We start from the raw sequence: 26,615 nt of genomic DNA on the forward strand, positions 1-26,615 counted from the left end.
GCTGCCACTCGATGCCCGTGGCGGAAAGGCGCATCGATCCCTCGACGGGCGCACGGATGCCGGAGATGATGCTGGCTGCTTCCTCGTTCATTCCCATGTTTTCTCTCCTATAGATCCTTCACGAGACGCAGCGCGTCGAAGGTTGCCGCGCGCGTATTGCGTCCGGCTCGCACGCCTTCTCTCGTCCGAATTGCATAATTTGAACGAGCTGGGCCGCCTACTCAGTCTTGGCGTTAGCAATCATCACTATACAAACGTTTGGCACGACCGAGGGCGGAATTAAAATGAGCAGTGCCTTTCTTCCGTATCGTTCAGGGTCGGCGATATGGTCGTGGGCCACGCCGTGAACGAACCCTTCGTCGTCGCTTGCACAAGGGAGCGGGCGCGCACAGGATCGGCGTGGTCAGATTGGCCGTGACCAAAGACCGCCAACAAATTAGCATTCAACGTGATTGCGTATCCGGGGACAGTTCGTGGAGCCAACCTCTCATTCGGATGCCGAGGAAAGAGGCGGATGTGGCAGAGATTGAATTTTCGCCTCTCTAACGATCCCATTATTGGCAACCTGAAACCGTCCTATCTGTATTTGAATGGAGATCATGAATGTCATTCAAGGACTACCTGGATCAACACGTTGTAAGCGGTTTGAATCGGCCGGCCGGCCAAGCCACTGGACTTCCACCCGAACTTTATACAAGCGATGTATTTTTTGCCTACGAGCAAAAATATCTCTTTGCCCGTAGCTGGATCTTTGTGGCGACCATCGATGAATTGTCGGAGCCCGGCACTGCCGTGCCAGTACTGGTGGCTGGTCGTCCGATTTTGATTGTGAGCGATCGTGATGGCAAGATTCGCGCCTTCCACAATACCTGCAGCCATCGAGGAACGCTGCTTGTTGACGAGCCGTGTCATGGGCAATCGTGGCTTCGTTGTCCATACCACTCTTGGGTCTATTGGCTAGACGGAACTGTCAAGGCAACACCGAATATCGGTGGCCATGGCGTTCACTCGCACGCGGACCTCGATGTTTCGAAACATGGCCTCAAGCCGATTCGCTGCGAAACCTGGCATCGACTTATCTTTGTGAACTTGTGCAGCGACGGGCCTAGCCTCGCGGAATACGTAGCACCTCTTGCGGCCCGCTGGCCCATTGACTATGGCTGCTTGCGACTTGGTGGCATCAGATCGTTTGAGTTTAAGGCGAATTGGAAGCTCGTGATCGAAAACTTTTTGGAGAGCTATCATCTGCCCGCAATACATCCGGGCCTAAACAGCTATTCGCCAATGAAGGATCATTACAATATCTTCATCAGTCCGAATGCATTCGGTCAGGCTACAAAAAAGTTCGCGCCGAATACGTCGATCGATGGCAAATCAGTACCGGAGATTCCAAACTATCCGCCTCACTTGCACGGACATGGCGAGTATCCCGTGCTGTTCCCGAGTCTAATGCTCGGTGCGCAAGCGACTGAACTCTTCGCAATAACTTGCGAGCCGATTGGCCCTGAACTGACCCGCGAACGCTATTACCTCTTTTTTACTGAAGCGGCCATGACCGACGAATTGTCGGAAGTTCGAAATGGAATCCTCGATCGATGGTTTGAGGTAAACGTCGAAGACGTTGACGTTGTCGAACGCATGCAACAAGGCAGACATGGCGCCGCATGGAGCGGTGATGTGTTCGCTCCCGAGCTGGAGGCTTGCGTACATCATTTCGAGAAGCGTGTGGTCGCTACGATTCTCGAAGGACGAAGGGCCGCGAATGCTGCGGGACCCTGAGCGAATTTCGGATTCAAAGCACAGTCATGCGTTGCGCCCGACGAATAATTCCGGACTTCTCCAATCGTCCGGCCATGACGTTAATGAGAACGAACGATCAGACTCAGCGCGCTCACATGAGGTTGTCTAGCGTGTGGTATTCTGATTTGAAGTTCCTAAACGCGGATGCCACCAAAATGACAGGAACTTCAAATCCACCATACTAGGCATCTCTGATCATTCGTCTTTCATCCACGGGGTGCTCGATTCACCGCTTCTGGCGCAAAGCGGACATTGAATCGCCCGTGTAAGTGGGGCCTATTTATGAGTGTGCGACCTGGCTACCTGCGAGCAGGTGCACTTGTTTTCGGCTCAAGCCAAATCCACGCGCCGAAATCCGTTTGCGCAGATTTTGGGCCCCGCGAATTGACGGACCATCCGGCTGGCATTGATGTTGTTGAGTAGCCATTCGCCCTGCGAGCCCAGCAATCGCCGCAACGACACCCTTGACCTTGGCGCTGTCGTCGTCCGTACGGAAGGCGGCAGTGGAATAGAGCCCGAGGCTTATCAGATGCTGGGTGTAGTTGCGCGCATAGGCCGGACCGACCATGCCGCCTAGCGAGTGACCCGCGAAATGCGCCTTCTCGATGCCAAGCTCGGCCCGCAGCGCCTCCAGGTCCTCGACCAGGTCTTGGAGCGTGTAGGGTGGCTGAGGTTTGGGCGACAGGCCATGGCCGCGCAGGTCGTAGCTGATGCAGCGGAATTCTTTCTTGAGGTGCGGCACAAGCCCGGCGAAGGATGCCCGAGAGGCGCCGATGCCATGGATGAGGAACAGCGCGGGGCCTTCACCCTCGACCGAGTAAGCGGAATGAACCGCCCTTGCCATCTCACTTGTCCGGATATTTTTCGCGCATCGTCTCGTAGCCGACGACCCAGTCGTCCTTGTCGACCTCGGTGAAGAGGACATGAAAGGCCTCCGGCCTGCCGCCGCCGGCGCCGCGGATGAAGCCGTCGACGAGCTCCTTTGCGATCTTTTTCTTCTGATCAGGCGTACGGCCCTTGAGCATTTCGACTCGAATAGTGGGCACGATGTTCCTCCCGGGTTTCAGTTTAAGAACTGCCTTGTGATCACCTCGGCATAGGCGCCGTTCACATACGCGAGCGGCATGGCCTCACGGCTGCAAACTGCCTCGACGCCGCCGACTACCACTAGATGCGATCCGAAAGCAGCGATGTTGGCAAGACGGCACGAAAAGGCGCAAACGGAGGTCGCGAGGACCGGTCCGTGTGGATGGCCTCCCGCAGCAAGCGGGATTCCTGCGAACCGATCGGCTTCGGCCACCACGGATCGCCCAGCGAAGATCTCTGCCACGGCGTGGTCATCTTGGTCGAGTACGTTGATGCAGAATTGGCCGTTGCCTGTCACGAGGCTCGCGATCCGGCTCGCCGCCCGAAGGCAGACCAGCACGGCCGGCGGGTCGGCGGAGACTGACGAGAAGGCGCTCACCGTGGCACCATGACGTCCGAGGGGGCCATCGGTGGTGACGACGGTGACACTGTTGGCGACGCGCCGCATCGCCGCGATGAACGATATGCGATCTGCGGTCATGCGGCGATGACCTTCGCCGCTGAAGCCTTGCGGAAGTATGGCATCACGTCTTCGGCGAATTGACTCATCATGTCGAGGGTCATGGCCTCGTCCTGCCCGAAGTTGGAAGTTGTAATCACGTCGTCGATGCCGAGTTCCGCGTAAACCGAGAGCCGGTCGATCATTTCGTCGCGCTCGCAGATGAGTAGATTGGACGCAAGCTCTTCGAGCGTCTGGTTGCGGGGTAGCGGACTGACGATGCCCTGGTCGACGATGCCGGGCCCGCCGAACACGTTGTCGAAGCTCTTGTAGTAGGTATAGGCGCACTCAGCGATATGCTGGCGCTCCTTGTCATTGTGCACAAGGAACACACCGCGCTGCAGGCTAAGTCGCGTGTCGAGTAGGCGGTCCGCCGCCGCCTTGCCGCGCTGGAAGGCGTTGACCTGGTCCATAAGCTGCTGGTGGCTACCGCCGAGCGGTGTTGTCTGCACGTGATAGCCGGCCATCGCTGCAGCCTCGATGCCGGCGGGGTTCATCACCGCCACCATCAGCGGGATCGGATCTTCCGGCCGCGGCATGATCGTAAGCGCCTCAAAGGAGTAACGTGGGCTGTTCCAGGTAACGTCCTCCCGAGTGAGCAACACCTCAAGCAACTTGAGGTCTTCTTCGAACTGCGGCTTGGTCTGGCCGAAGGGAACGCCCATTCGTTCTGTCTCGAAGGCGAAGGCGCCTTTGCCCACGCCCAGCATCAGGCGACCTTCGCACAGGACCTGCGCCAGAGCCACCTCGCCTGCGAAGACGCGCATGTCGTGGAGTGGTAGCTGGCACACGGAAGTCACGAGTTTTATGCGGCTCGTGTGCGCCGCAATTTTTACCGCCATTTGCAGGGGTGCGGGAATCAGCAACAGGTTAACGAGATGGTGTTCCGGAATGCCCACACCGCGAAAGCCCAGCTTCTCCGCATGCAGCGCCTGCTGGATGACATTCCTATACAGTCGCTTGCCGCCCGTCCTCGGATCCAACATGTGGCTGGAAAGAAAGTGGATGAAGTCCATGAACTGCGCTCCCGAAATGGGTGCCAGGACATTGCCAGAGGCCCGTACTTTTGGAAAACAAATTATTTTTGTCATAATCTTCGAAATTCTCGAATTTACCTCGTGGACGTCAACGAATTCCGCGCTCATTTGGATGTTGGCGAGACCGGAAGCCTTTGCGGTCCTTCGTTTTGAACTCGTCACGGCGCGTTTGGTCCATACGTCCGAAATGCGCCATAAGCGGAAGTCATGACCATATTTTGCGTCGTCCGCTGTTCCTCCAAAAACAGACGCCCAAAAGCGACTCGAGCATTCCCGAAAGACGCCACGAGACGAAGGTGCCGCAGGGATGACGTAACTGACAGACCGCTGAGTTATCGTGATCGAGGAGGCAACCCGCGGCACTGCATTTAGATACAAAACGAAGAAAACCTTCGTTCGGTGTTTCATCCGCGGTGGCGTTTACTCGACGCCTTGATTGGCCAGATGGACCGGCCTACGATCGTCGCAAGTGCCGTAATCTGAATTTGATTTCCATGCTTCGACGAGTCCTTTCGTCAATTAAATAGGCAAGGTTCACCGATGCAAAACTCAACGACGAGCAAGGAACAGGAGTACCGATCGAGAGTCGAGCGTATCCGCGCCCATTTCAAGGAGCGGAAACTTGACGCCATTTTCGTCACCGATCCTCTCAACGTTGCTTATGTTTCCGCATTCTGGGAGTACGTCCCAATTCGCATGGAAGCGGTGTTGATCCCGCTCGATGGCGAATGCACGTTCATCGTCTCCAAGAATGAATACGAGTATGCCTGTAAGGTAAGTTGGATCGAGGACATACGGTATTACACCGAGTTTCCAGAAAGGGGCCGGCATCAAAATCCGATCGAGCTACTGACAGAGGTGATCCACGAGAAAAGATTGGAAAAGGCGGCAGTTGGTGTGGAGCGCCATTCCCTCCCACTTGGCGAAATGGATCGCATTTCTGCAGCTCTGCCGGCCGTACGATTCGGTGATGCTTCTCCGACGCTGACCAAGTGCCGGATGGTCAAATCACCGTACGAAGTTGACATGCTAAAGAAGGCCGGCAAAGTGGCCGTAGCGGGTTGGCGTGCTGCGCTGGAGGTGGCAAAACCTGGCATGCGTGAGTTTGAGGTCGGGCAGGCCGCCCGACAGGCCGCGACGGAAACGGCGGCGGAGATGATGAACCTGGAGAGCGATCTTCATCACTCGCCGATCGTTGATGGCGTGCAGCTCATCCAGTCTGGACCCCGATCCTCGATCTCCCATGGCCGCGGCTCGTTGAACCGCATGAAGCGCGGCGACATGGTTGCCATGTGCTTCTGCCTGACCAATCAGTTCAAGGGATACCGTGTGGGCTTTGCGCGAAATTTCGCACTCGGCCATGCAACCGAGGAGATGGTCAAAGTTTACGATCTGCTTTTCCAAGCACAGCAAGCCGCATTTGCCGAATTGCGGCCCGGCGTCAAGGCGAGCCACTTGGATCGGCTCGTGCGCGAGAGAATCGAGAAAGCGGGATATGGACAATTCATAGAGCACCGTCTTGGGCGCGGCGTGGGAATGTTGTATGCCGAGGCCCCCGATCTGAAGGAAGGTGATGACACCGTGATCGAAGTGGGAATGTGTCTCAGCATTGAACCGGCGGTATACATAGGTGGCAAGTGGGGAATTGAGATCGAGGATTCGGTCCACGTCACGCACGACGGTTTTGAGTTCCTGACAGTCGCTCCCGAGCCCGAGCTGCCAGTGCTATAGAGAAGTGTGACCTGCTCCCCACAAATTGGTCCACCCTGAGTGTTAGTTTCAATAAGGATTGAGTCTGCCTTTTATGCGACGATTGATCCGGGCGAACGCCCGCAAGTCGGGCATGGTCCTGATCGCCGTACTCGACGCGCAGATCGGTGAATGATCCTTATGCAAGAGTGGCGAACATTTGTCCCGCTCGTTTGAGAAGCGGAGCTTGTTTTTCACGCCTGCCCTTCTCGTTTACTCACAGGACTCGTCCATGGCGTCAACCTCAAGGCTCCTTGTCTTGGCGAATACCCAATGCTACGAACAGAGCTTTAAGGGGGTGTAAAAAAACCAACCCGAATGACGCCCATGAAAATTATCAAACTGGAAACCTTCGTTTGCCGCATCCCCTACAAGCGCGTCGAGGCCAGCTCGGTGATTAATCGGGGCGGCATCACCGACGTGGTCGTAAAGATCACCGGCGACAACGGGATAGTCGGCTGGGGGGAGTGCACGCGGGCGGCCGATGTGGCTGGAATTGAGAGTGCAGTTAAGGCCATGGCGCCGCTCGTGATCGGGCGAGACCCATGGGACAAAGAAGCGATCCACCGAGACTTGGCACTCCACGCACTTTGGGCGCTTCAGCCGATGACTGGTAATTTCGCCTTCGCCGGGATCGATATGGCTCTCTGGGATCTCTGCGGCAAGCAGTGCGGCCAGCCGCTTTACCGGCTCTTCGGTGGCGCGTTGCGCGAGGAGATTGATTACTTCTATTACATGGAATGGGGATCGCCGGAAGAGATTGCGCGCCAAGCGGCTGATGGAGTCGAGCGGGGCTATCGCGTCTACTACATTAAAGTCGGGGTCGACGAGAAGCGCGAGGAGGCCATGTTGGAGGCTCTGCGCCATGTAATCGGTCCTGACGGTCTCATCCGGATTGACGCGAACCAGGCCTGGAGCTTGCCCCGGGCGGTACGGATACTCAAGCGCTGGCATTTGCGCTTTGACCTCGACTTCGCCGAGGCGCCAGTGCGCATTGACCCAGTCGAGAATATGCTGGACTTGCGCCGGCAGATCGACGTGCCGCTCTGCGTCAACGAGGGCTTGTGGCGTGGTGCTGACGCCTACCGCGTAATCAAAAGTCGTTGTGGCGACTATCTCTGCTTCAGCCCCTACTGGGTCGGATCTTTCGGCCATTTTCACACCCTTGCTCATGTTGGCCATCTGGAGGGATGGCAGATTTGCAAGCACACCCATGGTGAGTTCGGACTCGCAGCCGCCGCCTTCCATCATTTGATGATCGCCGCCCCTAATGCGTGCGTCGGACATCAACAGACTGCGCAGTTGATGGAAGACGATATATTGGCGCAGCGGTTGCCCATCTCAGATGGACCGCGTTGGGGTCGCATCGATGAGCCGGGACTCGGTGTCGAAGTCGATGAAGCGAAGCTCCGGAAATACGACGCCGCCTACCGAAAATATGGCGAATTTCCGACCTACATTGACAAGACGAAGGCCGCGAAAGAATAGCCCAATAGCACACTAACCTCGGATAGCTGGGCCAGTGTCATGATGATCACCGAAATCCACACGACACCCCTACTCTGCAAATTCAAGCAGCCCTATTACTGGGCTCAGGGGGTGACCCATGCAGCTCCCGTCATTCTAATCGAGATTAATACCGACGAGGGAATCACCGGAATAGCCGAATCAGTCGCGAGTCCGACGATCGAGCCGGTACACGCCATACTCCGAGATGCTGTCCCCTCGTTCATTGGCAAATCTGTCTACGACGGCAACCGTACAATAGCTGACTACTATCGCTTCGCGTTTAACGCGCGCGGGACCGGCAGCGCGCCACGATATTTCTCCCAGGCCATGGCCGGGATCGAGCTTGCCCTCTGGGATGCTATCGGCAAAGCTGCTGGCCAACCAATCCACAGGATTTTGGGAGGTGCAGTTCGAGATGAGATTCGCTATTTCGGCTTCGTGCAGGGTGACAAGGCACAAGAGATAGCCAGCCATGCCGAAGCCTTAGTGAGGCAAGGATTCCAGGTAATATACGTCAAGGTCGGTCGCGGCGAGGCCCTCGATCTAGAAATTGTCCAGGCGGTTCGAAATGCAATTGGCGGTGCGCGGTTACGCTTGGACGCGAATGAAGTGTGGGATGTCATGGAAGCTCGTCGAATGTTCAGGAAGTTAAAGCCGTACGACCCGGACTTTATTGAGCAACCTGTGCCGGGATCAGGCGGCGCTGAAGTCCTGGCTCGTCTCAGAGCTGTGACCGACATTCCCATCGCGGCAGATCAGAGCGTTTACACGCCGGAGGAGGTCTATGACATCTGCCGGAACCGTTCCGCCGACGTGATCGTGCTCGGATTGCACGAAGCGTGTGGGGTGGTCCGGTTCCGAAAGGCCGCTGCCATCGCTGAGGCCGCAGGTGTCAGAATCTGTGTGCACGGCGTATTTGAAACCGGCATTACGACTTGTGCGTCCAATCAGGTGGCCGCCACACTCAACAATCTTGACGACGGAAATCAGATCATGTGGCAGCTGTTGCAGGAGGACATTGTCGAAAGTCCCGGCTTAACGCCTCTCAAGGGTGCGCTGCCGATATCAACCATGCCCGGGCTTGGATTCGAACTGAATGGGGATGCAGTTAATCGCGCAGCAGAAGCATTCAGAAAGCAGCACTAGCCTTGCTATTATACAAAAGTCATACCTGCGGCAAATGAACAGTAAATGATTCATTTTTGTCGCGGGGGTGCATCATACGTCGAAATCGAATCACTCGGTGCGAGCCAGTCACGGTATCGAATCAGTCAGTGCCCCGCGCGTCGGGGTGCGTAGCGACGTAAGTCCATAGATATCAGAGACCTGCCGCACTGGAGCCGCCATCGACGTGAATAGCCGCCCCGGTTACAAATGTCGCGGGAGGCGACGCGGGAAAAGTCGCAATGCCAATCAGCGCGTCAAGTTCACCAAAGCGGCCGACGAGCGCGCGGCGCGGCGCGCATTTGCGTCCGCTTCGGGCGTATCTTATCGCGATTGAGTATGGTCATGAAGAAACCGGGGGCGATTCCGTTCACCTTCACGCCGCGCGTTGCTTATTTGGCGACGAGCGTAGAGGCGAGTTCGAGCTCACCGTGCTCGCATATCGTGTAAGCGGCTCGGGCATGCTCCAAAAAATCGGTAGTGATTGCACTTTGCTTATTCGTGAGGCATGGGGATGGAGATACTCGAATATTTTGAGCAGGAAGTCGGCACAACGACCGAAATCGGTGATTTGGACCGCACCCGAGATTTAAAGATTCGCACCTTGGCCGGATTGGTGCTGACACCGGTCTTTCGCGAGCTGCAGCCGCGACTTAATTACGCCGCGTTCAGCCAGTATGGCGTAACGCCGATGCAATACTATGACGATTTTGAGAATTGCCGCGCGCCATTTGGATATGGTGACCGCTTCAGCGGACGCTATGAAATCCGGCTTTGCCGCTCAGTTTCTAATGGTAGCCGGCAGTCTAATGGCCAGGAGAAGCACGTCGAGCGCCTCATCCAGGAGGCTCGTGCGACGATCGTCGACGACCAGGTCCAGACCAGCCGTATTGGTAGGCGTGCTTCGAATGCCGAGAGCCGGGCAGCAACTGCGGAAACGCTAAGGAGCCGTAATCGTCGATTGCTCAATTTACGACCTGGGTGCCCGTTTAGATTTATTCGCTGATTGGCTGTTCGACATAGCGGTTCAACCCCGCGTCGATATCGTTTTCCCAAAGCGCGCGCGGCAACTCACAGACGAGTTCGATTTCATTACCGTTGGGATCGGTAAGATGGATACTGTGGGTGACGCCGCGCTCCACCCGTCTATGAAGGGCGACGCCGCGCGCGATAAGGAAATCGATTTGCTTCTCCCACGTCTCTTTGTCCGGATATTCGATGGCGACATGATTGAGCGCCTGCGGTTGCGCTGAGGATCCGGCAGCCGGCACCGAAGCCTCGACCAATGCGATGTCATGGTGGTGCAGTTTGCCGTCGCGCTCACCACTGTAGAAGCGCGCCGGAGGCTTTCCGTCTGAGGCGAGGCGGTGGGACGCACCTGTCTGGCGGAATCCGAGCAACTCCGTCCAGAAGCGATGGGATTCTTCAATGTCGCGGACGTTGAGGACGAGATGATTGAGGCCGCACGGCGTTTGCGCCTCGATTCTGGGCTCTAATTTTGTTGTCATGCTGCGTTCCTTTTGTGGTGTTGCCGTCGTCAAGATCGCTCAACGTCGACTGCGGCGGAGTCGATTGCCTTGGCGACCGCGTTGATTTGCTCCTTGCTCAGTGGGCCGCGTGAAAGGCGCAGCCTCAGCGCGAGCTTGAGATTCGCCATGGCGCGAAGAATCTGCGGTGCAAGACCACCGCCGTGGGTGCGGTTGGCCTCCTCCATGCGTGCGAGAAGCGCGTCGACGACCGGACGGTAAACGTCAAGATAGGCCGTCCCCTCCGCCGTTATTGTGTGCAATCTTTTTACGCCGTCACCTGAGCTAATTGTCACATGGCCAAGCTCTTCAAGCATCGTTAGCGTAGGGTAGATCACGCCAGGGCTTGGGCTGTAAGCGCCGCCAACTTGCTCTTCGATAGCCTTGATGATTTCGTAGCCGTGTCGAGGCTTTTCAGCGATCAGGTGGAGAATGACTAGGCGAAGATCGCCATGAGCGAAGAGTCGGCCAAGGCCAGACCGTCCGCTACGGGCGCCGCGATCGTGGCCGAACATCCGGTCGTGGTGGGAATGCTCTCGGCGAGCGAAACGCCGATCGCGGTCGTGATGAGAGTGTCTGTGAGCCATAGAAATCCGATCAGGTTTCGATATAACGGAAATAAGATATATCGAAATACACTCGATTTCAAGAGCGTTGTCCTAATTTCTTTTGCTTGGGAACCTGGAGACCTGTTGAAGGGGCGGCACTCGCTAGTTCGTGTAATTGACCGGGTCCTAGCTCACTAAATATGCGTCGTCCTGTGAAACATTCAAATTTTGCGTTATCTTTGAATCGCTTACGCTGGTGCGTGTCTCAATGGTCGGCGAGATACGACGATCATAGAGGCGGCGGCCAAGCGTAAATCCTTGATTCAGCGGAAACTGAAATGGCACGGCGATTCTTCTGCAGACTTATTGTACTCACTGTCGTGATTGCGTTGGGCGCGCTGTCGCCAGCGGATGCGAAGACCCTGCGAGTCAACATTAATGCCGATCCGTCGCAAATCGATCCGATCACCTACTCCGAGTTGAATTCGTACCAAATTCTCGAGCAGGTTTATGAAGGCTTCACCGCAATTACGCCGGATGGACGAGCTGTTCCAGCACTGGCCGAGTCCTGGTCACCATTGGCATCCGGCGACGGCTTTCGCTTCAAGCTGCGAAAAGGCGTGAAATTCCACAGCGGGCGACCCTTCACGGCAAAAGACGTCAAATATACTTTTGAGCAGTTGCTGAGGCCCGGCGCGCAGGGCGGGCTCTCTGTGCAGTATCTTGCGAACATCATCGGCGCCGATGAGATGAGGGCCGGCAAGGCGACCGAGCTCACCGGCGTGATAATCGTCGACGACTATACGGTTGATGTCAGCTTCACTCGGCCCGACGTGTTGTTTCCGATTTACGAGTTCTTCTTCATGGACAGCGGCATTGTCGGGGAGCGTGGACCTGACTGGATGACCAAGGTTGATGCGGGCACCGGTCCATTCATCTTCAAGAAGTGGGAGAGAGGCACCGAGGTCGACCTCGTTGCCAATCCCGACTACTGGGGTGGTGCGCCAAAAATAAGCGGCGTTCAATTTCTGATCATTCCGACCGGCGATACGGCTCTCTCGCAATACGATGCGGGCGAGCTCGATCTCGTCAGCCTTCCTGAAAATGCTTATCGGCGCGCCTTGAGCAATCCCGACTACGCGAAGGAGATTATCAAAGTCCCGAAGGCGCAGGTCCGATACATGGGGATGAATCAGAAGCTTTATGCGCCCTTCAAGGATCAGCGCGTCCGCGAGGCAATTTCCTTGTCGATTGATCGGGACGCGATGGTCAAGGGACTCTACAACGGCGCGGCGGTTGTGTTGAACGGGCAAACCGTGCCCGGCATACCCGGTTATAATCCCGGCATGCCCCCCCTCAAATACGACCCCGCGCAAGCCAGGGCCCTGCTCGCCGAGGCCGGATTCCCTGACGGTAAGGGCCTGCCGCCGGTGGAAATTCAATGCACGGAGCCGTTCAAAGACGAGATTACTTATTACGCTAATCAGTTTGGCAAAGTGTTGGGGATGCAAGTCACGCCGAAGGTCGTCGAGCGCGCAACGTTCATAAAAGCGATGAATGCCGGCGAGGTTGCGTTCTTCCCGTGGGGTTGGACGGCCGACTACCCCGACGCCATGACCTTTCTCGGCGAGATGTGGTACAGCAAAAGTCCGTTCAACCGGGCCCGTTGGGGCAACGCCAGCTTCGACAAGGTAATCGAGGAGGCACAGACCGAGACCAACGATCAGAAGCGCTTTGCACTTTATCAGCGGGCGGAAAAGATTCTGATGGAAGATTGGGCAACCGCACCCTTACCGGCCACCGTCACCATCGCGTTGCGCAAACCAAACGTGATGAATGCGACGGTGACGCCTTTTGGCTATTCCGTCTTCCAAGATGCCGAGGTCAAGTAGCGCTCAAACGATGACGAGGTATCTCGCGCGGCGATTGCTCGGCCTGGTACCCGTTGTTGCAGTCGCGGTTCTGCTGACTTTCGCGGCGAATATGGCATTGCCGGGCGATCCCGTCACGGTGATGCTGAGCGACCATTCCGCGGACACTGATCTCGCCGCGCGGCTGCGGGCGGAATACGGCCTAGACCAACCGCTTTGGCGGCAATTCGCGACCTATGTGATTCACATCGCTACAGGCGATTTCGGATTATCCTTTCGGTTTGTTCATACACCAGTCATCGCCGTGCTATCGGACGGACTCAAGGTGAGCCCCATCCTCGCCCTGGCGGCATTGGCTATTGCGTTCCCGATTGGCGTTCTGGCGGGAACTGGGGCCGCCATCAACCGCAACCGGTGGCCCGATACGGCGGTCATCCTTTTCCTGGTTGTCGGCATTTCCATCCCCAATTTCGCGCTCGCCACGTTTCTCGTTTATTTTTTGAGCGTAAAACTCAGCGTGCTGCCCGTGGCCGGTTGGGGGACGCTCGACCGGGCGGTGCTGCCCGTGCTGATTCTCGCCATTCCCAGCGCCGCCTATATCGCGAGGCTCTCCCGTACCTTCATGCTCGAAGTATTGCAGCAGGATTATGTGAGGACCGCGCGCGCCAAGGGTCTGGCCGAGCGCGTGGTGATTTGGCGCCATGCCTTCCGCAACACCTTGGTCCCGGTGTTGACTCAGTCGGGGGTCATTTTCGGCGGCCTGCTGAGCACAACGTTTGTCGTTGAAACGATCTTCAACATTCCGGGACTCGGGCGGTTGGCGATTCAGTCTATCTTCGCTCGCGACTATCCGGTCGCGATGGCAATTGTCCTGCTGTTCACCGTGTTCTATGCGCTGATCAACCTGATTGTTGATCTACTCTGCATGACAATCGACCCGCGCCTTGATCCCGGACAAGTGGGTCGGTCATGACTGACTCTTCCATCTCGCCGGCGATCACTTCGACCACGGTCCACGGCGATTTTTGGGTGCGCTTTCGCCATAACGGGAAAGCTCTTGCTGGCGGTGGTATCGTTTTAGCGCTGGTGTTGATTGCGCTCTTTGCTCCTCTTCTCGCACCCCATTCCTTCGACAATACGGACCTCATAAGCGCTTGGGCGCCACCTTCCGCCGATCATTGGCTCGGTGCCGACAAGCTGGGGCGTGATATTGCGAGTCGACTGTTGTTCGGCGCGCGGACCTCGCTCTTGGTTTCCGCATCGGTGCTGACGATTACACTTGGTATCGGCATCACGCTTGGCATGCTGGCGGGATATCTCGGCGGCTGGGTCGATTCGGCAATCAGCCGGTTCGTTGAGATTGTGCTCGCGTTTCCCGACGTCGTCTTTGCCATTCTCGTCGCCGCAGTCCTGGGCCCAGGCACGCTCACGGTCATCGTTGCGCTCTCCCTGGTGTGGTGGCCCGGCGTTGCCCGGCTCACCCGCTCGCTCGTCAAAGTCCAGCGCAACGAGCTGTACATCGATGCTGCAATCGTCTGCGGCACGTCCTTGCGGCGCATTCTGATGCGCCACATATTACCAAATATCATCCCCCCACTCATCGTCCGGGCCTCTATCGGGATCGGCTTCATCATCATGAGCGAAGCGACGCTTAGCTTGTTGGGCCTTGGCGTGCAGGAACCGCAGCCGAGTTGGGGCAGTATGATCCGCGACGGCCTCGAAGCATTGCGCACGGATCCTTACCTCGCGCTTTCCGGCAGCACCGCCCTGGCCGTCACGATCATCGGCTTTAATCTGTTGGGCGATGGGTTGCGCGACCTCCTCGATCCAAAGCTCCAGGCGCGCTGAGATGGGCGAACCCCTCCTCGAGCTACGGGATCTGTGCGTCGCATACCGCAATGAACACCACCTTATCGAAGTGTTGAACAAGGCCAGCTTCGCAGTGAATCGAGGCGAGATCGTTGGCGTTGTCGGGGAAAGCGGTTCCGGCAAGTCAGTAATGGCCCTCGCGGTCATGCGCCTTCTTGGCGCGGAAGGCGTGATCACGAGTGGTCAGATCCGGTTCGATGGCCGCGATCTCGCGGTGCTCGCCGAGCGGGAGATGCGGGCTGTTCGCGGCCATCATATCGGCATGGTGTTTCAGGAACCGATGACCAGCCTCAACCCGCTACTGCGAGTCGGATATCAAATTGGCGAAGTCCTTGCCGCCCATCTGGGCTTATCACGCACCTCCGCGCACCGACGAGTTATTGAGCTTCTGCGCGCCGTCGGGGTTCCGTCGCCTGTGGAGCGCGCCGAAGCCTATCCACACCAGCTCTCGGGCGGGCTGCGCCAGCGGGTCATGATCGCCATGGCTATGGCGTGTGAACCCAAACTTCTGATCGCCGACGAGCCGACGACGGCACTTGACGTCACGATTCAGGCGCAAATTCTGGAGTTAATGCGCCGAATCCGGCGCGATTCCGGAACAGCCATCCTGCTGATCACCCACGACATGGGCGTAATCGCACGGATGGCGGATCGCGTAATTGTGGTCTACGCCGGCCAAATCGTCGAGGAGGCGCCGGTCCGAGCTCTCTTCAATCGCCGTGCGCACCCGTATACCAGCCTTCTGCTTGACGCAGTGCCGACGATCCGCCGCCGAAGCGCGCACCTCCCCGTCATTCGCGGCTCGTTGCCGCCTCCGACCGATCTGCCTGGCGGTTGCCGTTTCCACCCGCGTTGTCCCATAGCCATCGAGGCTTGCCGTTCAATGTCGCCGGAGGCAAAAGACCTCGGGGCAGATCGTCGTGCGCGTTGTTTTCGCGCTGCCGATATGCTCGCCGGGACCGCAGTCGGCTTGGAGACGATGCGGTGATTGCGCCGATCCTGGAGGTCGAACATCTCACGAAAGATTTTTGGACCAGAGGGCGGCACGGTGCGGCACGTAAACTACGCGCTGTTGATGGTGTCAGCTTCAGCGTCTATCCCGGAGAGACGCTCGGTGTCGTCGGCGAAAGCGGCTGCGGCAAGACGACGCTTGGGCGCTTGATCCTCCGCCTGATCGAACCGAGCAGCGGTAACATTCGATTTTTCGGACAAGACATCACGAATCGTCCGGGCGGCACCCTGTCGTTTCAGCCACGCCACATGCAGGTTGTGTTCCAAGATCCGATGTCATCTCTCAATCCGCGAATGCGCGTCGGCGACATCATTGCCGAGCCGCTGTTCAATATCGGCATGCCGCGCTCAAGGCGCGACGAGCGCGTCACCGAGCTTCTTGACCTGGTCGGATTGCCGGCCAACTCCATAAGTCGCTTCCCGCACGCGTTCAGCGGCGGCCAGCGCCAACGTGTAGCGATTGCGCGGGCGTTGGCCGACCCACCCAAATTGATCGTGTGCGATGAGGCCACTTCGTCGCTCGATGTCTCCACGCAGGCACAGATCTTGAATTTGCTAAGAAATCTCCAGGCACAGTTTAATCTTACGCTCCTATTCATCTCGCACAATCTGGGCGCGGTCCGTTTTGTCAGCAATCGAATCGCGGTCATGTACCTCGGAAGGCTGGTCGAAATCGCTCCCGAAGCCGAGCTTTTCGCCCATCCGCATCATCCTTATACCGCGGCGCTGCTTGCGGCCGTGCCGGAGCCGCTCCTCGACCAGGATATGCCGCCAACGTTACCTGGCGAAGTGCCGAGCCCCTTCGACCCGCCAAGCGGCTGTCATTTTCATCCGCGTTGTGAGCGAGCCGAGGCACGATGCCGCCTCGAAGCACCTGAGTTGCGCGCCCTTGCTCGATTCGACGCAGTGGTTCGGTGTCACTTTCCGGGATGATTCAACCATGTATATCGAACGCACGTATTATTTCTCAAAACCCGGCAAACAGCGTGAAGCGCTGGAGACTCGGCGCGAGGCAAGCCGCGTTCGGGTCGAAATCGGTCTTTCCGCGGGCCGCATCTATTCGCGCGCCGGGGTGAGTGAGCCCAATCATCCCGACGTCACCTGGGAATGCGAATTCGACACTCTGGAGGCACGCGAGGCGGACCTTGCGGCCCGCGCTGCGAGTCCCGCTTTCGAGGCAATACGAGCGCGGATGGGCACTTGCATCGACCGGTTCGAACGCTACGTGTTTCAGCTCGAGGCGAACAATCTCACGAACGGTGTGGATCGGGTCGAGCTGCGCGATCATTCGCTGGCGCCCCGTGAGATGAGTTTCCACAGCGGAGAACACCTATTGAAAGGTTATTTGTTTCTGCCGCCAGGCCGTGGCTCCTTTCCTTGCATGATCTGCAATCATGGTAGCGCCATCGCTCAAGGTACTCTCGATGTTTCGCGGCCAGGGGGTGCAGCACTTCTAATGTCTTGGGGGATTGCATCATTCCTGCCGCATCGCCGCGGTTACGGAGAGTCAACGGGACCTGCTTGGCGCAGTGAGGTCACAGCCGAACGTGGTACGGCGGAATATGACGCGCAACTTGCAGCGCGACTCGACCGCGAAAGCGACGATGTTTTGGCCGCACTTGATGCACTATTGAGCGTCGACGCGATCCGGGCGGATCATATTGGCGTCATGGGCAGCTCATTCGGAGGAGTAAATACGTTACTTGCCGTGGCCAAGTCCCGCCGCTTTCGCTGCGCTATCGAGTTCGCCGGAGCGGCGATGAATTGGGAAATCGCACCGAGGCTACGCGAAGCAATGATGCACGCCGCCTGCGAAGCCGATCCGCCAATCTTTTTCATTCAAGCGGCCAACGACTATAGCACCGCGCCAACCCTGGTGCTTGCAGCGGCACGGAAAGCCGCTGGCAAGATCGTGCAATCCAAGCTCTATCCGCGCTTTGGTATTAATGACGAGGAAGGTCATCTTTTCGAAAGAAATGGCTCCGCAATTTGGTCGAAGGACGTGCACCATTTTTTGGAGCGTTACTTATGAACGGCGCAAGCGAGACCTTCGACGTTATAGTTATCGGCTTCGGCTATGCCGGCGGAATTGCCGCGATCGAGGCGCACGATGCTGGCGCTTCGGTCCTGTTGCTCGAGAAGCAGCCAGACCCTGGCGGAATTTCGATTTGCTCCGCCGGCGGGTTGCGAATTGCCAAAAATGCCCAGGCAGCATTCACATATCTCGTAAAGACGAATGGCGGCACTGCCCCAGAGCAGGTGTTACGCACCCTCGCCGAGGGCATGACTGGTCTCGCCGAATACATTCGAGAGCTGGCTGCGCCGACGGGCGCTACGGTCAGTGTGCGCGATCACGCCGCGAACTATCCGCTGCCGGGCTACGATACGTTTGGCTTTGTCTACATCGAGGATTTTCCAGGCCTCGACCCGGCACACGACTTTCCGTCGGTAAGAGGCTCCGCCGAGGGAGCTCGCCTCTTTAAGGTGGTGTTGGAGGGTGTGCGGCGGCGTAAAGGCATAGAGATTCGCCTCAGATCGCCGGCGGAACGAATTCTGCGTGGCCATGGCGGCATACAAGGAGTCGTCGTGGGCGGCAAGACCGTATTCGCCCGCTGCGGTGTCGTATTGGCTTGCGGCGGATTTGAGGCCGATACGGAAATGCAGCGCCAGTTCTGGCAGATTAAGCCCGTTTTGAGTGCCGCCGTACGCAGCAACACTGGCGATGGCATTCGGATGGCACAGGAGGTCGGGGCCGGACTATGGCATATGTGGCATTTCCATGGTTCCTACGGTTTTCGACATCCCGACCGCCACTACCCCTTTGGCATCCGTCTCAAACGGCTTCCCGATTGGATACCGGGGAAGGGTCTGCGTAACAATGTGACGATGACCTGGATTCTGGTTGACCGGTCCGGCAAGCGCTTCATGAACGAGTATGATCCGTATATGCAGGACACGGGACACAGGCCGATGGAAACGTTCAATCCGACGATTCAGGATTATCCTCGCGTTCCGTCGATTCTGATCGTCGACGCTGAAGGCCGCAAACGATACCCCCTTGCGGCGCCGACCTGGCACGATGTCGAGGTGGCAGAGCGGTACCGCGGTTCCAACGGCATTGACCTCGACGACAAAATCCTCACAAAGGTCGCGAGCATCGACGAGCTGGCTCGGGTGTTCAATCTCGAGCCGTTGGAACTTCGCACCACCATCGCGGAATGGAATTCGAGTTGTGCGGCGGGACGAGACGCTCGATTCGGACGGCCACCAAACAGCATGATTCCTCTTAACACATCGCCATATTTTGCAGCGCTCGTCTGGCCGATCGTATCGAATACACAGGGTGGCCCCGTTCATGACGAAGAGCAACGCGTGCTCGACGCATTTGGCTGCCCTATCCCGCGCCTCTTCGCTGTCGGCGAGTGCGGGAGTGTGTTCGGGCACCTCTATATGTCCGGCGGCAACCTTGCCGAATGCTTCATTGGAGGGCGCATCGCGGGACGAGGTGCCGCGCGTAACGTTGAATGAAGATGGGTTCTGGAATCTAGCGACTATTTGACCCCGGTGATCGCGCCTAATTCGCCCGACCTCGGTAAACTATCGGTAAATCGGGTGGGACTAATGGCATGCAGTGAACTTCTGTTTTCGAGCGAATTGCGGAAATTCTTTGCCTGTCAAGGAATGTCCGAGAAGTGCCAGGACCGGACTTCAATCGACGCACCGGTTACTTCCATAAGCCTGCGCGATCTGACCCACGAGCTTCGCCGAGGGTATGCGAAGGTTGCCCCAAGAAGAGCTGCGCAGCGCCAAAAGCCTGACAACCGAGGCCCCGCAGCTCGACAGTCAGACGGTGATGCGCCTCAAAAAGATGTTGAAAGAGGATTTCCGCGAGCACCTTACAATCGGCGCGCCCACGGATGATGACGATGCAGGCCTGCGTCGCCTTGCGCGCCAGATCAAGGCGAAGAAGGCCGCGATTTAGCTCTTCCTTCGGCAACCACAGAGCGCCTCCCTCCCATTTCCTGACACAAATCCGCAAACGTTACCCTGCTCGGTTCGCAGGTGACCGCTATTAAATTGAGCATCTATGAATGGATAAGTGCGCTCTATAAACTGCATCGCGTTGGGCTGGGCTCGCGACCGGAGGCGTTCGCATGTGGAAGTTCGCGGCCGGGGGCGTTCAAATGTGGAAGCTCGCGCTCGGGGCGGCCGCGGCTGCCATTCTTCTCGGCGGTGCGGTCGTCATGGTGTGGCGGCTGAGCCTTGCGGCCGATGTGCCACCCTCGGCGAGTCCAGCGGAGCTACCGGGCATCCCGATCACTGCCGGGACCGTCGTCGCGGCCGACGTGCCGATCCTACTGCGCGGCGTCGGCACGGTGCAGGCTTACAACACGGTGGCGATCAAGAGCCGCGTCGACGGCCAGATTCTCAGGGTCGATTTCAAGGAGGGCCAGGAAGTCAAGGAAGGCACGGCGCTGTTCCAGATCGACCCGCGCCCCTTCGAGGCGGCACTTCAGAAGGCGCAAGCGACCCTTGAGAGCGACAAGGCCCAAGCGCTGCGCGCCGACCTCGATCTCAAGCGCTTTGCCGAGCTTGCCCAGAAAGATTTCGCACCCCAGCAGCAATATGAACAAGCACGCGCAACCGCCACCGTCGCCCACGCAAGCATCCTGGCCGACGAGGCAGCGATCGACCAAGCCAAGCTCAGCCTCGAATATTGCCAGATCCGCTCGCCGATCGATGGCCGGGTCGGCGCGCGGCTCGTCGACAAGGGCAATCTGGTGCACGGGACCGACAACACGACGCTCGTCAACATCACCGAGATCAAGCCGATCTTCGTCAGCTTTACGTTGCCGCAGAACACCCTCGACGAGGTTCGCCGCCAGCAGGACATATCGCCGCTCGCGGTCGCTGCGGTCGCCGGCGACAGCGAGACCACGCTCGCCGAGGGGAAGCTGACGTTGATCGACAACATGGTCGACCCGGCTACCGGCACGATCCACCTCAAGGCGCGGTTCGACAACCAGGACGAGCGGCTGTGGCCTGGCGAATTCGTCAACGTCCGGGTCGTGCTGTCGGTGCGCCGCCAAGTTCCGACGGTTCCGGAGCGGACCGTTCTCGAAGGGGCGAACGGGCGCTTCGTCTACGTCATCAAGCCGGACAACACCGTCGAGCGGCGCGCCGTCGAGGTCGCCGAGGTGGAGAACGGGAAAGCCGTCATCGCCAAGGGCCTCGAGCCCGGCGAGCGGGTGGTCGTCGAGGGCCAGTACGGGCTCGACAACGGCGGCAGGATCACAATTTTGCCCGCCGGCAAAGCGGGCGCGACCGACTGAACGGCGGTACCTCCTGATGAGCATTTCCGAACCTTTCATCCGCCGCCCGATCGCGACCTCGCTGCTGATGCTGGGGGTGATGGTGTTCGGCGTCGGGGCCTATAATCTGCTGCCGGTGGCGGCGGTGCCCAATGTCGATTTCCCGACGATCCTCGTCACCGCACAGTATCCCGGCGCCAATCCCAGCACGATGGCTTCGGCAGTCGCAACGCCGCTCGAACAGCAATTCATCGGGATTTCGGATCTGAGCGAGATGACATCGTGGAGTGGTGTTGGCGTCACCTCAATCACGCTGCAATTCAACCTGAGCCGTAATATCGATGCCGCGGCAGGGGACGTGCAGCAGGCGATCAATGCGGCCAGCGGCCTGTTGCCCCAGGACATGCCGAGCCCGCCGACTTACTACAAGGAGAATCCGGCCAACTTTTCCATCTTGGTCTACGCCATCCATTCCGACGCGCTGCCGCCCTACAAGATCGACGATTACGCCACCATCGTCGCGCACCAGCTATCGACCCAGTCCGGGGTCGGGCAGGTCTTTGTCTTCGGCTCGAAGCCTTATGCCGCCCGCGTCCAGATCAACCCGGCGTCGCTCGCCGCCAAGGGGCTGGGGCTCGAGGATGTCCGCAACGCCCTTGTCGCGGCAACCGTCAACCGGCCGAAGGGCGCAATCGAGGGCCCGGATCAGTCGATCGCGCTCGATACCAACGACCAGCTCTACAACGCCGCGCAATACGCCAATGTCATCATCGCCTACAAGAACGGTGCGCCGGTGTACATCAAGGATGTCGGCGACGTCATCAACTCGGTGCAGAACAATCGACTTGTCTCGTGGTTCGGCGACCAGCGGGCGGAGGGCATCGCCATCGAGAAGGAGCCGGGCGCCAACACCATCGACGTGGTAGACCGGATCAAGGCAGTGTTGCCCAAGCTCGAGAAGTCGCTGCCGCCGGCCGTGCACGTCGACCTGATGTCAGACCGCTCGCAGACGACCCGTGCCTCCGTCCACGACGTGAAATTCACGATGATGCTGACGATCGGTCTCGTCATCGTCGTGATCTTCCTGTTTTTGCGGACCTTGTGGGCGACGGTGATCCCGAGTCTGGCGGTGCCGCTGTCGCTGTTTGCCACATTCGGCGTCATGTATGTCGGCGGTTACAGCATCGACAATATTTCGTTGATGGGCTTGACGATTTCGGTCGGCTTTATCGTCGACGATGCGATCGTCATGATCGAAAACATCGTTCGCTATATCGAACAGGGGATGCGGCCGTTCGATGCAGCACTCAAAGGTGCCGGGCAGATCGGCTTTACGATTATTTCGATCACCCTTTCGCTGATCGCGGTGTTCATACCGCTGTTTTTCATGGGCGGCATCATCGGCCGGCTGTTCCGTGAATTTGCCGTGACGGTCGCGGTCGCGGTCGTCGCTTCGGCGGCGATATCGCTGACGCTCACGCCGGTGATGTGCTCCATATTTCTAACTCGCAAGGGGCTGCACCCCAAAGGCCGCTTCAATCGCGGCTCCGAGCGCGTTTACCAGGCCGCACTCAGCGCCTACGACCGCGGCCTCAAATTCATCTTCCGCCACCAATTGTCGGCGCTAGTGGCGACGCTCTTGCTGATGGCCGCCACCGGTTACCTTTATGCCAACATGCCGAAGGGCTTTTTCCCGCAGCAGGATACCGGGTTCATTTTCGGCGAGCTCGACATTCGCGAGGACGCTTCGGTTGCGCAGACCGACAAGATCCGGCGGGAGGTCGTCGATATCGTGATGCATGACCCCGGCGTCCAGGGTGTCTTCTCCTACGCCGGCGCCACGCCATACAATCCCGCCGAGAATACGGCACGCATCTTTTGGGGATTGAAGCCCTATGACGAACGCGCCGACACCGCAGAGCAGATCATCCAGCGGTTGGACAATAAGGTGGCCGGCATCGAGGGCGCCAAATTCTTCATGCAAGTGCCGCAGAACATTACCGTTGGCGGCCGGCTCTCCCGCACCCAATACCAATATACGCTGACCGACACCAATGTCGATGAACTCAACCACTGGGCGCCGATCATCGAAGCCGGCATGAAGAAGCTGCCGGAGTTGCAGCTCGTCGCGTCCGATCAGCAGATTGCCGCGGCGCACCTGGCGATCGATGTCGACCGTGACGCCGCCTATCGTCTCGGGTTGTCCGCCAATCTGATCGACCAGACCCTTTACGATGCTTTCGGCCAGCGGCAGGTCGCGACGATCTATACCGCGACCAATCAATACAAAGTCGTGCTCGAAGTGCAACCGCAGTTCCAGAAAGATCCAAACCTGCTGTCGAAAATTTACGTGTCCAGCCCCTCCGGCGCGCAGGTGCCGCTCGGCAGCTTCGCCCATTTCACCCGCAAGACCGAACCGCTGCTGATCAGCCACCAGGGCATCTTCCCGGCGGTGACGCTGTCGTTCAATCTGGCGCCCGGCGTGGCGCTCGGACAGGCGGTAAGCGCCATCCAGGCCACGACCGAACGCCTGCGCGCGCCGCCAACGTTGAATGCCTCGTTCCAGGGGACGGCGCAGGCCTTCCAGGCCTCGCTGTCATCGATGCCGCTGTTGCTGGCCGCGGCGATCCTCGTCGTTTATATCGTCCTTGGCATCCTGTACGAAAGCTACATCCACCCGATTACGATCCTTTCGGCGCTACCTTCGGCGGGCGTCGGTGCTCTGTTGCTTTTGATGCTGCTGCATTACGAGCTATCGGTGATCGCGATCGTCGGCATCATCCTGTTGATCGGCATCGTCAAAAAGAATGCGATCATGATGATCGACTTCGCGTTGCAGGCCGAGCGCATCGAACACAAGAGTCCGCAGGAGGCGATCCACCAAGCGTGTCTCTTGCGCTTCCGGCCGATCATGATGACCACCTTTGCGGCTTTGTTCGGCGCAATGCCCATCGCCTTTGGCAGCGGCGGGGGTGCTGAACTGCGCCAGCCGCTCGGCGTCGCGATCATCGGTGGGCTGTTGGTGTCGCAATGGCTGACGCTGTACACGACGCCGGTCATCTATCTCTACCTCGAACGGCTGTCGCGCCGGCTGGGCAGCGCTTACCGGCCGTCGCGAGTGGCGGACGCATTGGGCGGCGGGGCGCTAGCGAGAGAACGGCATGGGGCGGAATAACACTTCGCACCTTGCGGCAGCCCAATCTCGGCCACGCCTTCGACCTGCTCACATCCCATATCATGGGCAGTGTTATTGAGATCGCCACGCCACCGCTCGACGGGTTCAACACCGGCTTCCTCATGTGTGACGTCCCTATGCTGGTGGGCGGCACCATCGCCATGGCAATCGAGGCAGTCGCGAAAACGGATAGTGAGGGGAACACATACATCGGGCGCAAGGCGCTGCGTGACGCTGTGTTCGCGACTAAGTTCGAAGGAGTAAGCGGGCCGATCGCGTGCGATCAGTATGGTGAGTGCGCACAGTTCAAGCCGGCAGTCTTCGAGTTTACTGATGCGGATCCTAAGACGTTCAAGATCGGCGTGAACCCGAAGAAGATTTGGCCCTGAGCGGCTAAGATCGCCGGGCGATTGTGTTGGGATACGCTCGGTCGTGCGATGCGCCCTTGGTCGAGGCGAGCGGGCGATCTCGAGCAATGCCTTGAGGATCACCCAGATTAGCGAGCCTGGCCAGCCCCTACCGCGTGATCTGGGTTCAATGCTGGTTTAGCAGCGACTGTTCCGCTAGGACAAGGGGTCTCGCTGAGCTGACCTAGCACATCAGGTATGAAGTTGCCTCTTTGGCGTTTAACAGCGGGATAGGTCGCAAATGTCCGGATCGGGTCAAAAGCGGAGGTGGTCCGCTAGGTGCGGGAACGTCCGCTTTACCGCCGAACGGGGGGGATGACCCCAAAGTCGCCGATGGCGTCGTCAGGGTCGACCGAAAGGCCAGCGATTATGGTGGGCATGCCTTGGCGGATGGACCAGCCGCTATATGTGTCGTGGCCGCTCCAGCCTGTCGATTGGGCCAACCAGCCGCACTCAGCAAGTCGGATGGCTGTGATTGCGCTACAAGTTGCACCGGAACCATAGACCCCAACGCGATACACGATGCCGTTCGAGGCCGCATATGATTTCAAAGCGCCAGCGACGCCGTTGAAATATTGCGTAATGGGTTCGCTGATCTCATTTGTGGAAGCGTCGTAGTCAACCGAAAAATAAAGTGCGGTCCCTGCGGGCGCGCCGAGAATTTGGACTTGTTGTGCGGCTCGGATACCGTCGGCCTGCCCCCGGCCGAACGAAAAATAACTAGAGGTCGTTGGCCCATCTTCGTAGACCAGCACAAGCCCCAATCCCGCTTCAGCAATCGCGGCTGCCTCGCCAGTGCCAATGACTTTCCAGTGCGACTGGCTGAGGTAGCGTGCGACGAAGTCATAGTTTTGCGCCTTGATATCAGCAGCTAGCTGCGTGATGTCGTGCGTCGTATCAAAGCCTCTTGGCATTCCAGCCTCCTTTAATCGTGGTCGCTGCATACCCTATGGAAAGAGAGAATAGACATTCGCGATTGGGTCGTATTTTGGCCGTACGGGCATGAGGCCGGCTAAGCCTGCCGCGATATCCGCCCTTACCTTCGGCGATTGGCGATAATACTGGTGCGAGCGGTCGGGTGCGTCGCTCAAGGGGCTAATAAAGTCATTGACGCCGGTACAATCGACAAATTCGTAGACGTTCGGCGAGAAGAAGTGTTTGTCGGCCTTGTTTGGCGGGCCATCATAGCCAAGCCGGAAATTCTGATTTGCGATGTGGCTAACGTGCATCAATACATCGTCGTTGTTATAGTAAACGGTGATCTCCCGTCCGAGTCGCCATAGATTTGAAAGACGGCCGCCATTTGGCGTACTGAAGCTGCTAGCTATTTCATCTGCGGCCGCCAGTACGATCTCGTCAAATAGCGGCGGTGGAGGCGTGGCCTTGTTTGAAAACCACTGCTCAACGGCACCACCGAGCATATAGTTTCCCATACTGTGGCAGAGAAGATTTAGTCGACGGTTTCCGATGCGCTGACCTAGCGCATGCAACTGATCCAGAAAAATTCCGAAGTGATACGCCGATTTTTGCGCCTCGTCTTGATCGTGTCGGTAATCTACAAAGTCGCCGACGATATTCCAAAATGCATAAGACCGCGCTGGCCAAGTGAAGCAGATCAAGTCAAAATTGCTGCTCGCACTCGGCAGGCCGGCAGCCGCAAGCCAAGCCTGATTATAGGCAGCGCGCGTTATCGCATCACTAAAGCTGTTGGCGGCGCCATGAACAAAAACCAGAATGTCGTTTTTTGACGTTATGAGCGGGTCGATGTCTCCGGCTGCGAAGGCGCCTTGGGAAATCGGTGTCATCGCGGCGATATTGCCACTTGATGGCTTCGTGATATCGATCCCTTGGACCGTCGCCGTCGCACAAAGAAGGTTATTCGGGTTGGGTGGCAGCGCGTCGTCGCCAAACGCAGGTAGCCCTGCACCTGTAGCGGGAAGCTGTTGCCGATTGGTCGCAAAAAGAATGCCCGCCACGTTTCACCCTCCCGTGCTTGATTGTGCCTAACCGGAAAAAACCCACCAACGCCATACCGCTCACTCATCCTCCAAA

At 58.2% G+C, this 26,615-nt stretch carries 25 protein-coding genes; 16 read left to right on the top strand and 9 right to left on the bottom strand.

The genetic code is table 11. The features are described from left to right. Positions 1–603 precede the first annotated feature (603 nt). Positions 604–1,779 (top strand): SRPBCC family protein, encoded by a 1,176-nt coding sequence (locus VEJ16_15830; protein ID HYB11132.1) that lies wholly within the window; start codon positions 604–606, stop codon positions 1,777–1,779. A gap of 301 nt (positions 1,780–2,080) precedes the next feature. Here VEJ16_15830 and VEJ16_15835 read toward each other — a convergent pair whose 3' ends face one another. Genes VEJ16_15835 through VEJ16_15850 form a run of 4 tightly spaced genes read right to left on the bottom strand, consistent with a single transcriptional unit; the run spans position 2,081 to position 4,401 of the window. Then, a complete protein-coding gene (locus tag VEJ16_15835) occupies positions 2,081–2,644 on the bottom strand; it encodes an alpha/beta hydrolase (GenBank protein ID HYB11133.1) in 564 nt (187 codons plus the stop codon). 1 nt (position 2,645) lies between these two features. Continuing rightward, positions 2,646–2,846 (bottom strand): tautomerase family protein, encoded by a 201-nt coding sequence (locus VEJ16_15840; protein ID HYB11134.1) that lies wholly within the window; start codon positions 2,844–2,846, stop codon positions 2,646–2,648. A 17-nt stretch (positions 2,847–2,863) separates the two neighbouring features. Next, positions 2,864–3,367, bottom strand: coding sequence for a flavin reductase family protein (locus VEJ16_15845; protein HYB11135.1), 504 nt, complete (start codon positions 3,365–3,367; stop codon positions 2,864–2,866). Continuing rightward, positions 3,364–4,401, bottom strand: a complete 1,038-nt coding sequence (locus VEJ16_15850) for an LLM class flavin-dependent oxidoreductase (protein HYB11136.1) — start codon at positions 4,399–4,401, stop codon at positions 3,364–3,366. The genes VEJ16_15845 and VEJ16_15850 overlap by 4 nt, the downstream gene beginning before the upstream one ends. A gap of 561 nt (positions 4,402–4,962) precedes the next feature. Between VEJ16_15850 and VEJ16_15855 the strand changes: the two genes are divergently transcribed. The 4 genes from VEJ16_15855 to VEJ16_15870 all read left to right on the top strand — a co-directional run bounded on the left by VEJ16_15855 (position 4,963) and on the right by VEJ16_15870 (position 9,850). Then, the gene (locus VEJ16_15855) at positions 4,963–6,153 is read left to right on the top strand and encodes a Xaa-Pro peptidase family protein (protein ID HYB11137.1); all 1,191 of its coding nucleotides are present in this window, start codon (positions 4,963–4,965) and stop codon (positions 6,151–6,153) included. 345 nt (positions 6,154–6,498) lie between these two features. Then, on the top strand, positions 6,499–7,659 hold the full coding sequence (locus tag VEJ16_15860; GenBank protein ID HYB11138.1) for a mandelate racemase/muconate lactonizing enzyme family protein: 1,161 nt from the start codon (positions 6,499–6,501) through the stop codon (positions 7,657–7,659). Between the two features lie 39 nt (positions 7,660–7,698). Continuing rightward, entirely contained in the window at positions 7,699–8,826 is a 1,128-nt protein-coding gene (locus tag VEJ16_15865; GenBank protein ID HYB11139.1) for a mandelate racemase/muconate lactonizing enzyme family protein, read from the top strand. Between the two features lie 532 nt (positions 8,827–9,358). Next, positions 9,359–9,850, top strand: coding sequence for a hypothetical protein (locus VEJ16_15870; protein HYB11140.1), 492 nt, complete (start codon positions 9,359–9,361; stop codon positions 9,848–9,850). On the opposite strand, the gene VEJ16_15875 is transcribed toward VEJ16_15870, so the two are convergent. Then, complete coding sequence (locus VEJ16_15875) at positions 9,840–10,352, bottom strand: VOC family protein (protein HYB11141.1); 513 nt, start codon at positions 10,350–10,352, stop codon at positions 9,840–9,842. The two genes, VEJ16_15870 and VEJ16_15875, sit on opposite strands and share 11 nt — an antisense overlap. A gap of 29 nt (positions 10,353–10,381) precedes the next feature. Continuing rightward, positions 10,382–10,885, bottom strand: coding sequence for a PadR family transcriptional regulator (locus VEJ16_15880; GenBank protein HYB11142.1), 504 nt, complete (start codon positions 10,883–10,885; stop codon positions 10,382–10,384). A gap of 371 nt (positions 10,886–11,256) precedes the next feature. On the opposite strand from VEJ16_15880, the gene VEJ16_15885 reads away from it, so the two are divergent. Genes VEJ16_15885 through VEJ16_15905 form a run of 5 tightly spaced genes read left to right on the top strand, consistent with a single transcriptional unit; the run spans position 11,257 to position 16,602 of the window. Further along, entirely contained in the window at positions 11,257–12,810 is a 1,554-nt protein-coding gene (locus tag VEJ16_15885) for an ABC transporter substrate-binding protein (GenBank protein HYB11143.1), read from the top strand. Positions 12,811–12,820: 10 nt separating this feature from the next. Then, positions 12,821–13,762, top strand: a complete 942-nt coding sequence (locus VEJ16_15890; GenBank protein ID HYB11144.1) for an ABC transporter permease — start codon at positions 12,821–12,823, stop codon at positions 13,760–13,762. Then, positions 13,759–14,637: an ABC transporter permease gene (locus VEJ16_15895; GenBank protein HYB11145.1), complete on the top strand. Its 879-nt coding sequence runs from the start codon at positions 13,759–13,761 to the stop codon at positions 14,635–14,637. The genes VEJ16_15890 and VEJ16_15895 overlap by 4 nt, the downstream gene beginning before the upstream one ends. A gap of 1 nt (position 14,638) precedes the next feature. Beyond that, the gene (locus tag VEJ16_15900) at positions 14,639–15,646 is read left to right on the top strand and encodes an ABC transporter ATP-binding protein (GenBank protein HYB11146.1); all 1,008 of its coding nucleotides are present in this window, start codon (positions 14,639–14,641) and stop codon (positions 15,644–15,646) included. Further along, complete coding sequence (locus VEJ16_15905) at positions 15,643–16,602, top strand: ABC transporter ATP-binding protein (GenBank protein ID HYB11147.1); 960 nt, start codon at positions 15,643–15,645, stop codon at positions 16,600–16,602. The genes VEJ16_15900 and VEJ16_15905 overlap by 4 nt, the downstream gene beginning before the upstream one ends. Positions 16,603–16,636: 34 nt before the next feature. Here VEJ16_15905 and VEJ16_15910 read toward each other — a convergent pair whose 3' ends face one another. Next, on the bottom strand, positions 16,637–16,957 hold the full coding sequence (locus tag VEJ16_15910) for a hypothetical protein (GenBank protein ID HYB11148.1): 321 nt from the start codon (positions 16,955–16,957) through the stop codon (positions 16,637–16,639). Here VEJ16_15910 and VEJ16_15915 point away from each other — a divergent pair. From VEJ16_15915 to VEJ16_15940, 6 genes are all read left to right on the top strand, one after another. After that, on the top strand, positions 16,931–17,701 hold the full coding sequence (locus tag VEJ16_15915) for a prolyl oligopeptidase family serine peptidase (GenBank protein ID HYB11149.1): 771 nt from the start codon (positions 16,931–16,933) through the stop codon (positions 17,699–17,701). The two genes, VEJ16_15910 and VEJ16_15915, sit on opposite strands and share 27 nt — an antisense overlap. After that, positions 17,698–19,197, top strand: coding sequence for an FAD-binding protein (locus tag VEJ16_15920; GenBank protein HYB11150.1), 1,500 nt, complete (start codon positions 17,698–17,700; stop codon positions 19,195–19,197). Before VEJ16_15915 ends, VEJ16_15920 begins: the two co-directional genes overlap by 4 nt. 253 nt (positions 19,198–19,450) lie before the next feature. Then, positions 19,451–19,651 carry a hypothetical protein gene (locus VEJ16_15925; GenBank protein HYB11151.1) on the top strand — a complete coding sequence of 67 codons (201 nt, stop codon included), beginning with the start codon at positions 19,451–19,453 and terminating at the stop codon, positions 19,649–19,651. Positions 19,652–19,823: 172 nt separating this feature from the next. Then, positions 19,824–21,002: an efflux RND transporter periplasmic adaptor subunit gene (locus tag VEJ16_15930; protein HYB11152.1), complete on the top strand. Its 1,179-nt coding sequence runs from the start codon at positions 19,824–19,826 to the stop codon at positions 21,000–21,002. 16 nt (positions 21,003–21,018) lie between these two features. Further along, positions 21,019–24,156: an efflux RND transporter permease subunit gene (locus VEJ16_15935; protein HYB11153.1), complete on the top strand. Its 3,138-nt coding sequence runs from the start codon at positions 21,019–21,021 to the stop codon at positions 24,154–24,156. Positions 24,157–24,167: 11 nt separating this feature from the next. Then, on the top strand, positions 24,168–24,545 hold the full coding sequence (locus VEJ16_15940) for a hypothetical protein (GenBank protein HYB11154.1): 378 nt from the start codon (positions 24,168–24,170) through the stop codon (positions 24,543–24,545). A 314-nt stretch (positions 24,546–24,859) separates the two neighbouring features. On the opposite strand, the gene VEJ16_15945 is transcribed toward VEJ16_15940, so the two are convergent. Further along, complete coding sequence (locus tag VEJ16_15945) at positions 24,860–25,477, bottom strand: glycoside hydrolase domain-containing protein (GenBank protein HYB11155.1); 618 nt, start codon at positions 25,475–25,477, stop codon at positions 24,860–24,862. Positions 25,478–25,510: 33 nt separating this feature from the next. Next, positions 25,511–26,539, bottom strand: a complete 1,029-nt coding sequence (locus VEJ16_15950; protein ID HYB11156.1) for an alpha/beta hydrolase — start codon at positions 26,537–26,539, stop codon at positions 25,511–25,513. Positions 26,540–26,615 lie beyond the last annotated feature (76 nt).

The sequence above is a fragment of the Alphaproteobacteria bacterium genome (assembly GCA_035625915.1).
Taxonomy (GTDB): Bacteria; Pseudomonadota; Alphaproteobacteria; order JACZXZ01; family JACZXZ01; genus DATDHA01.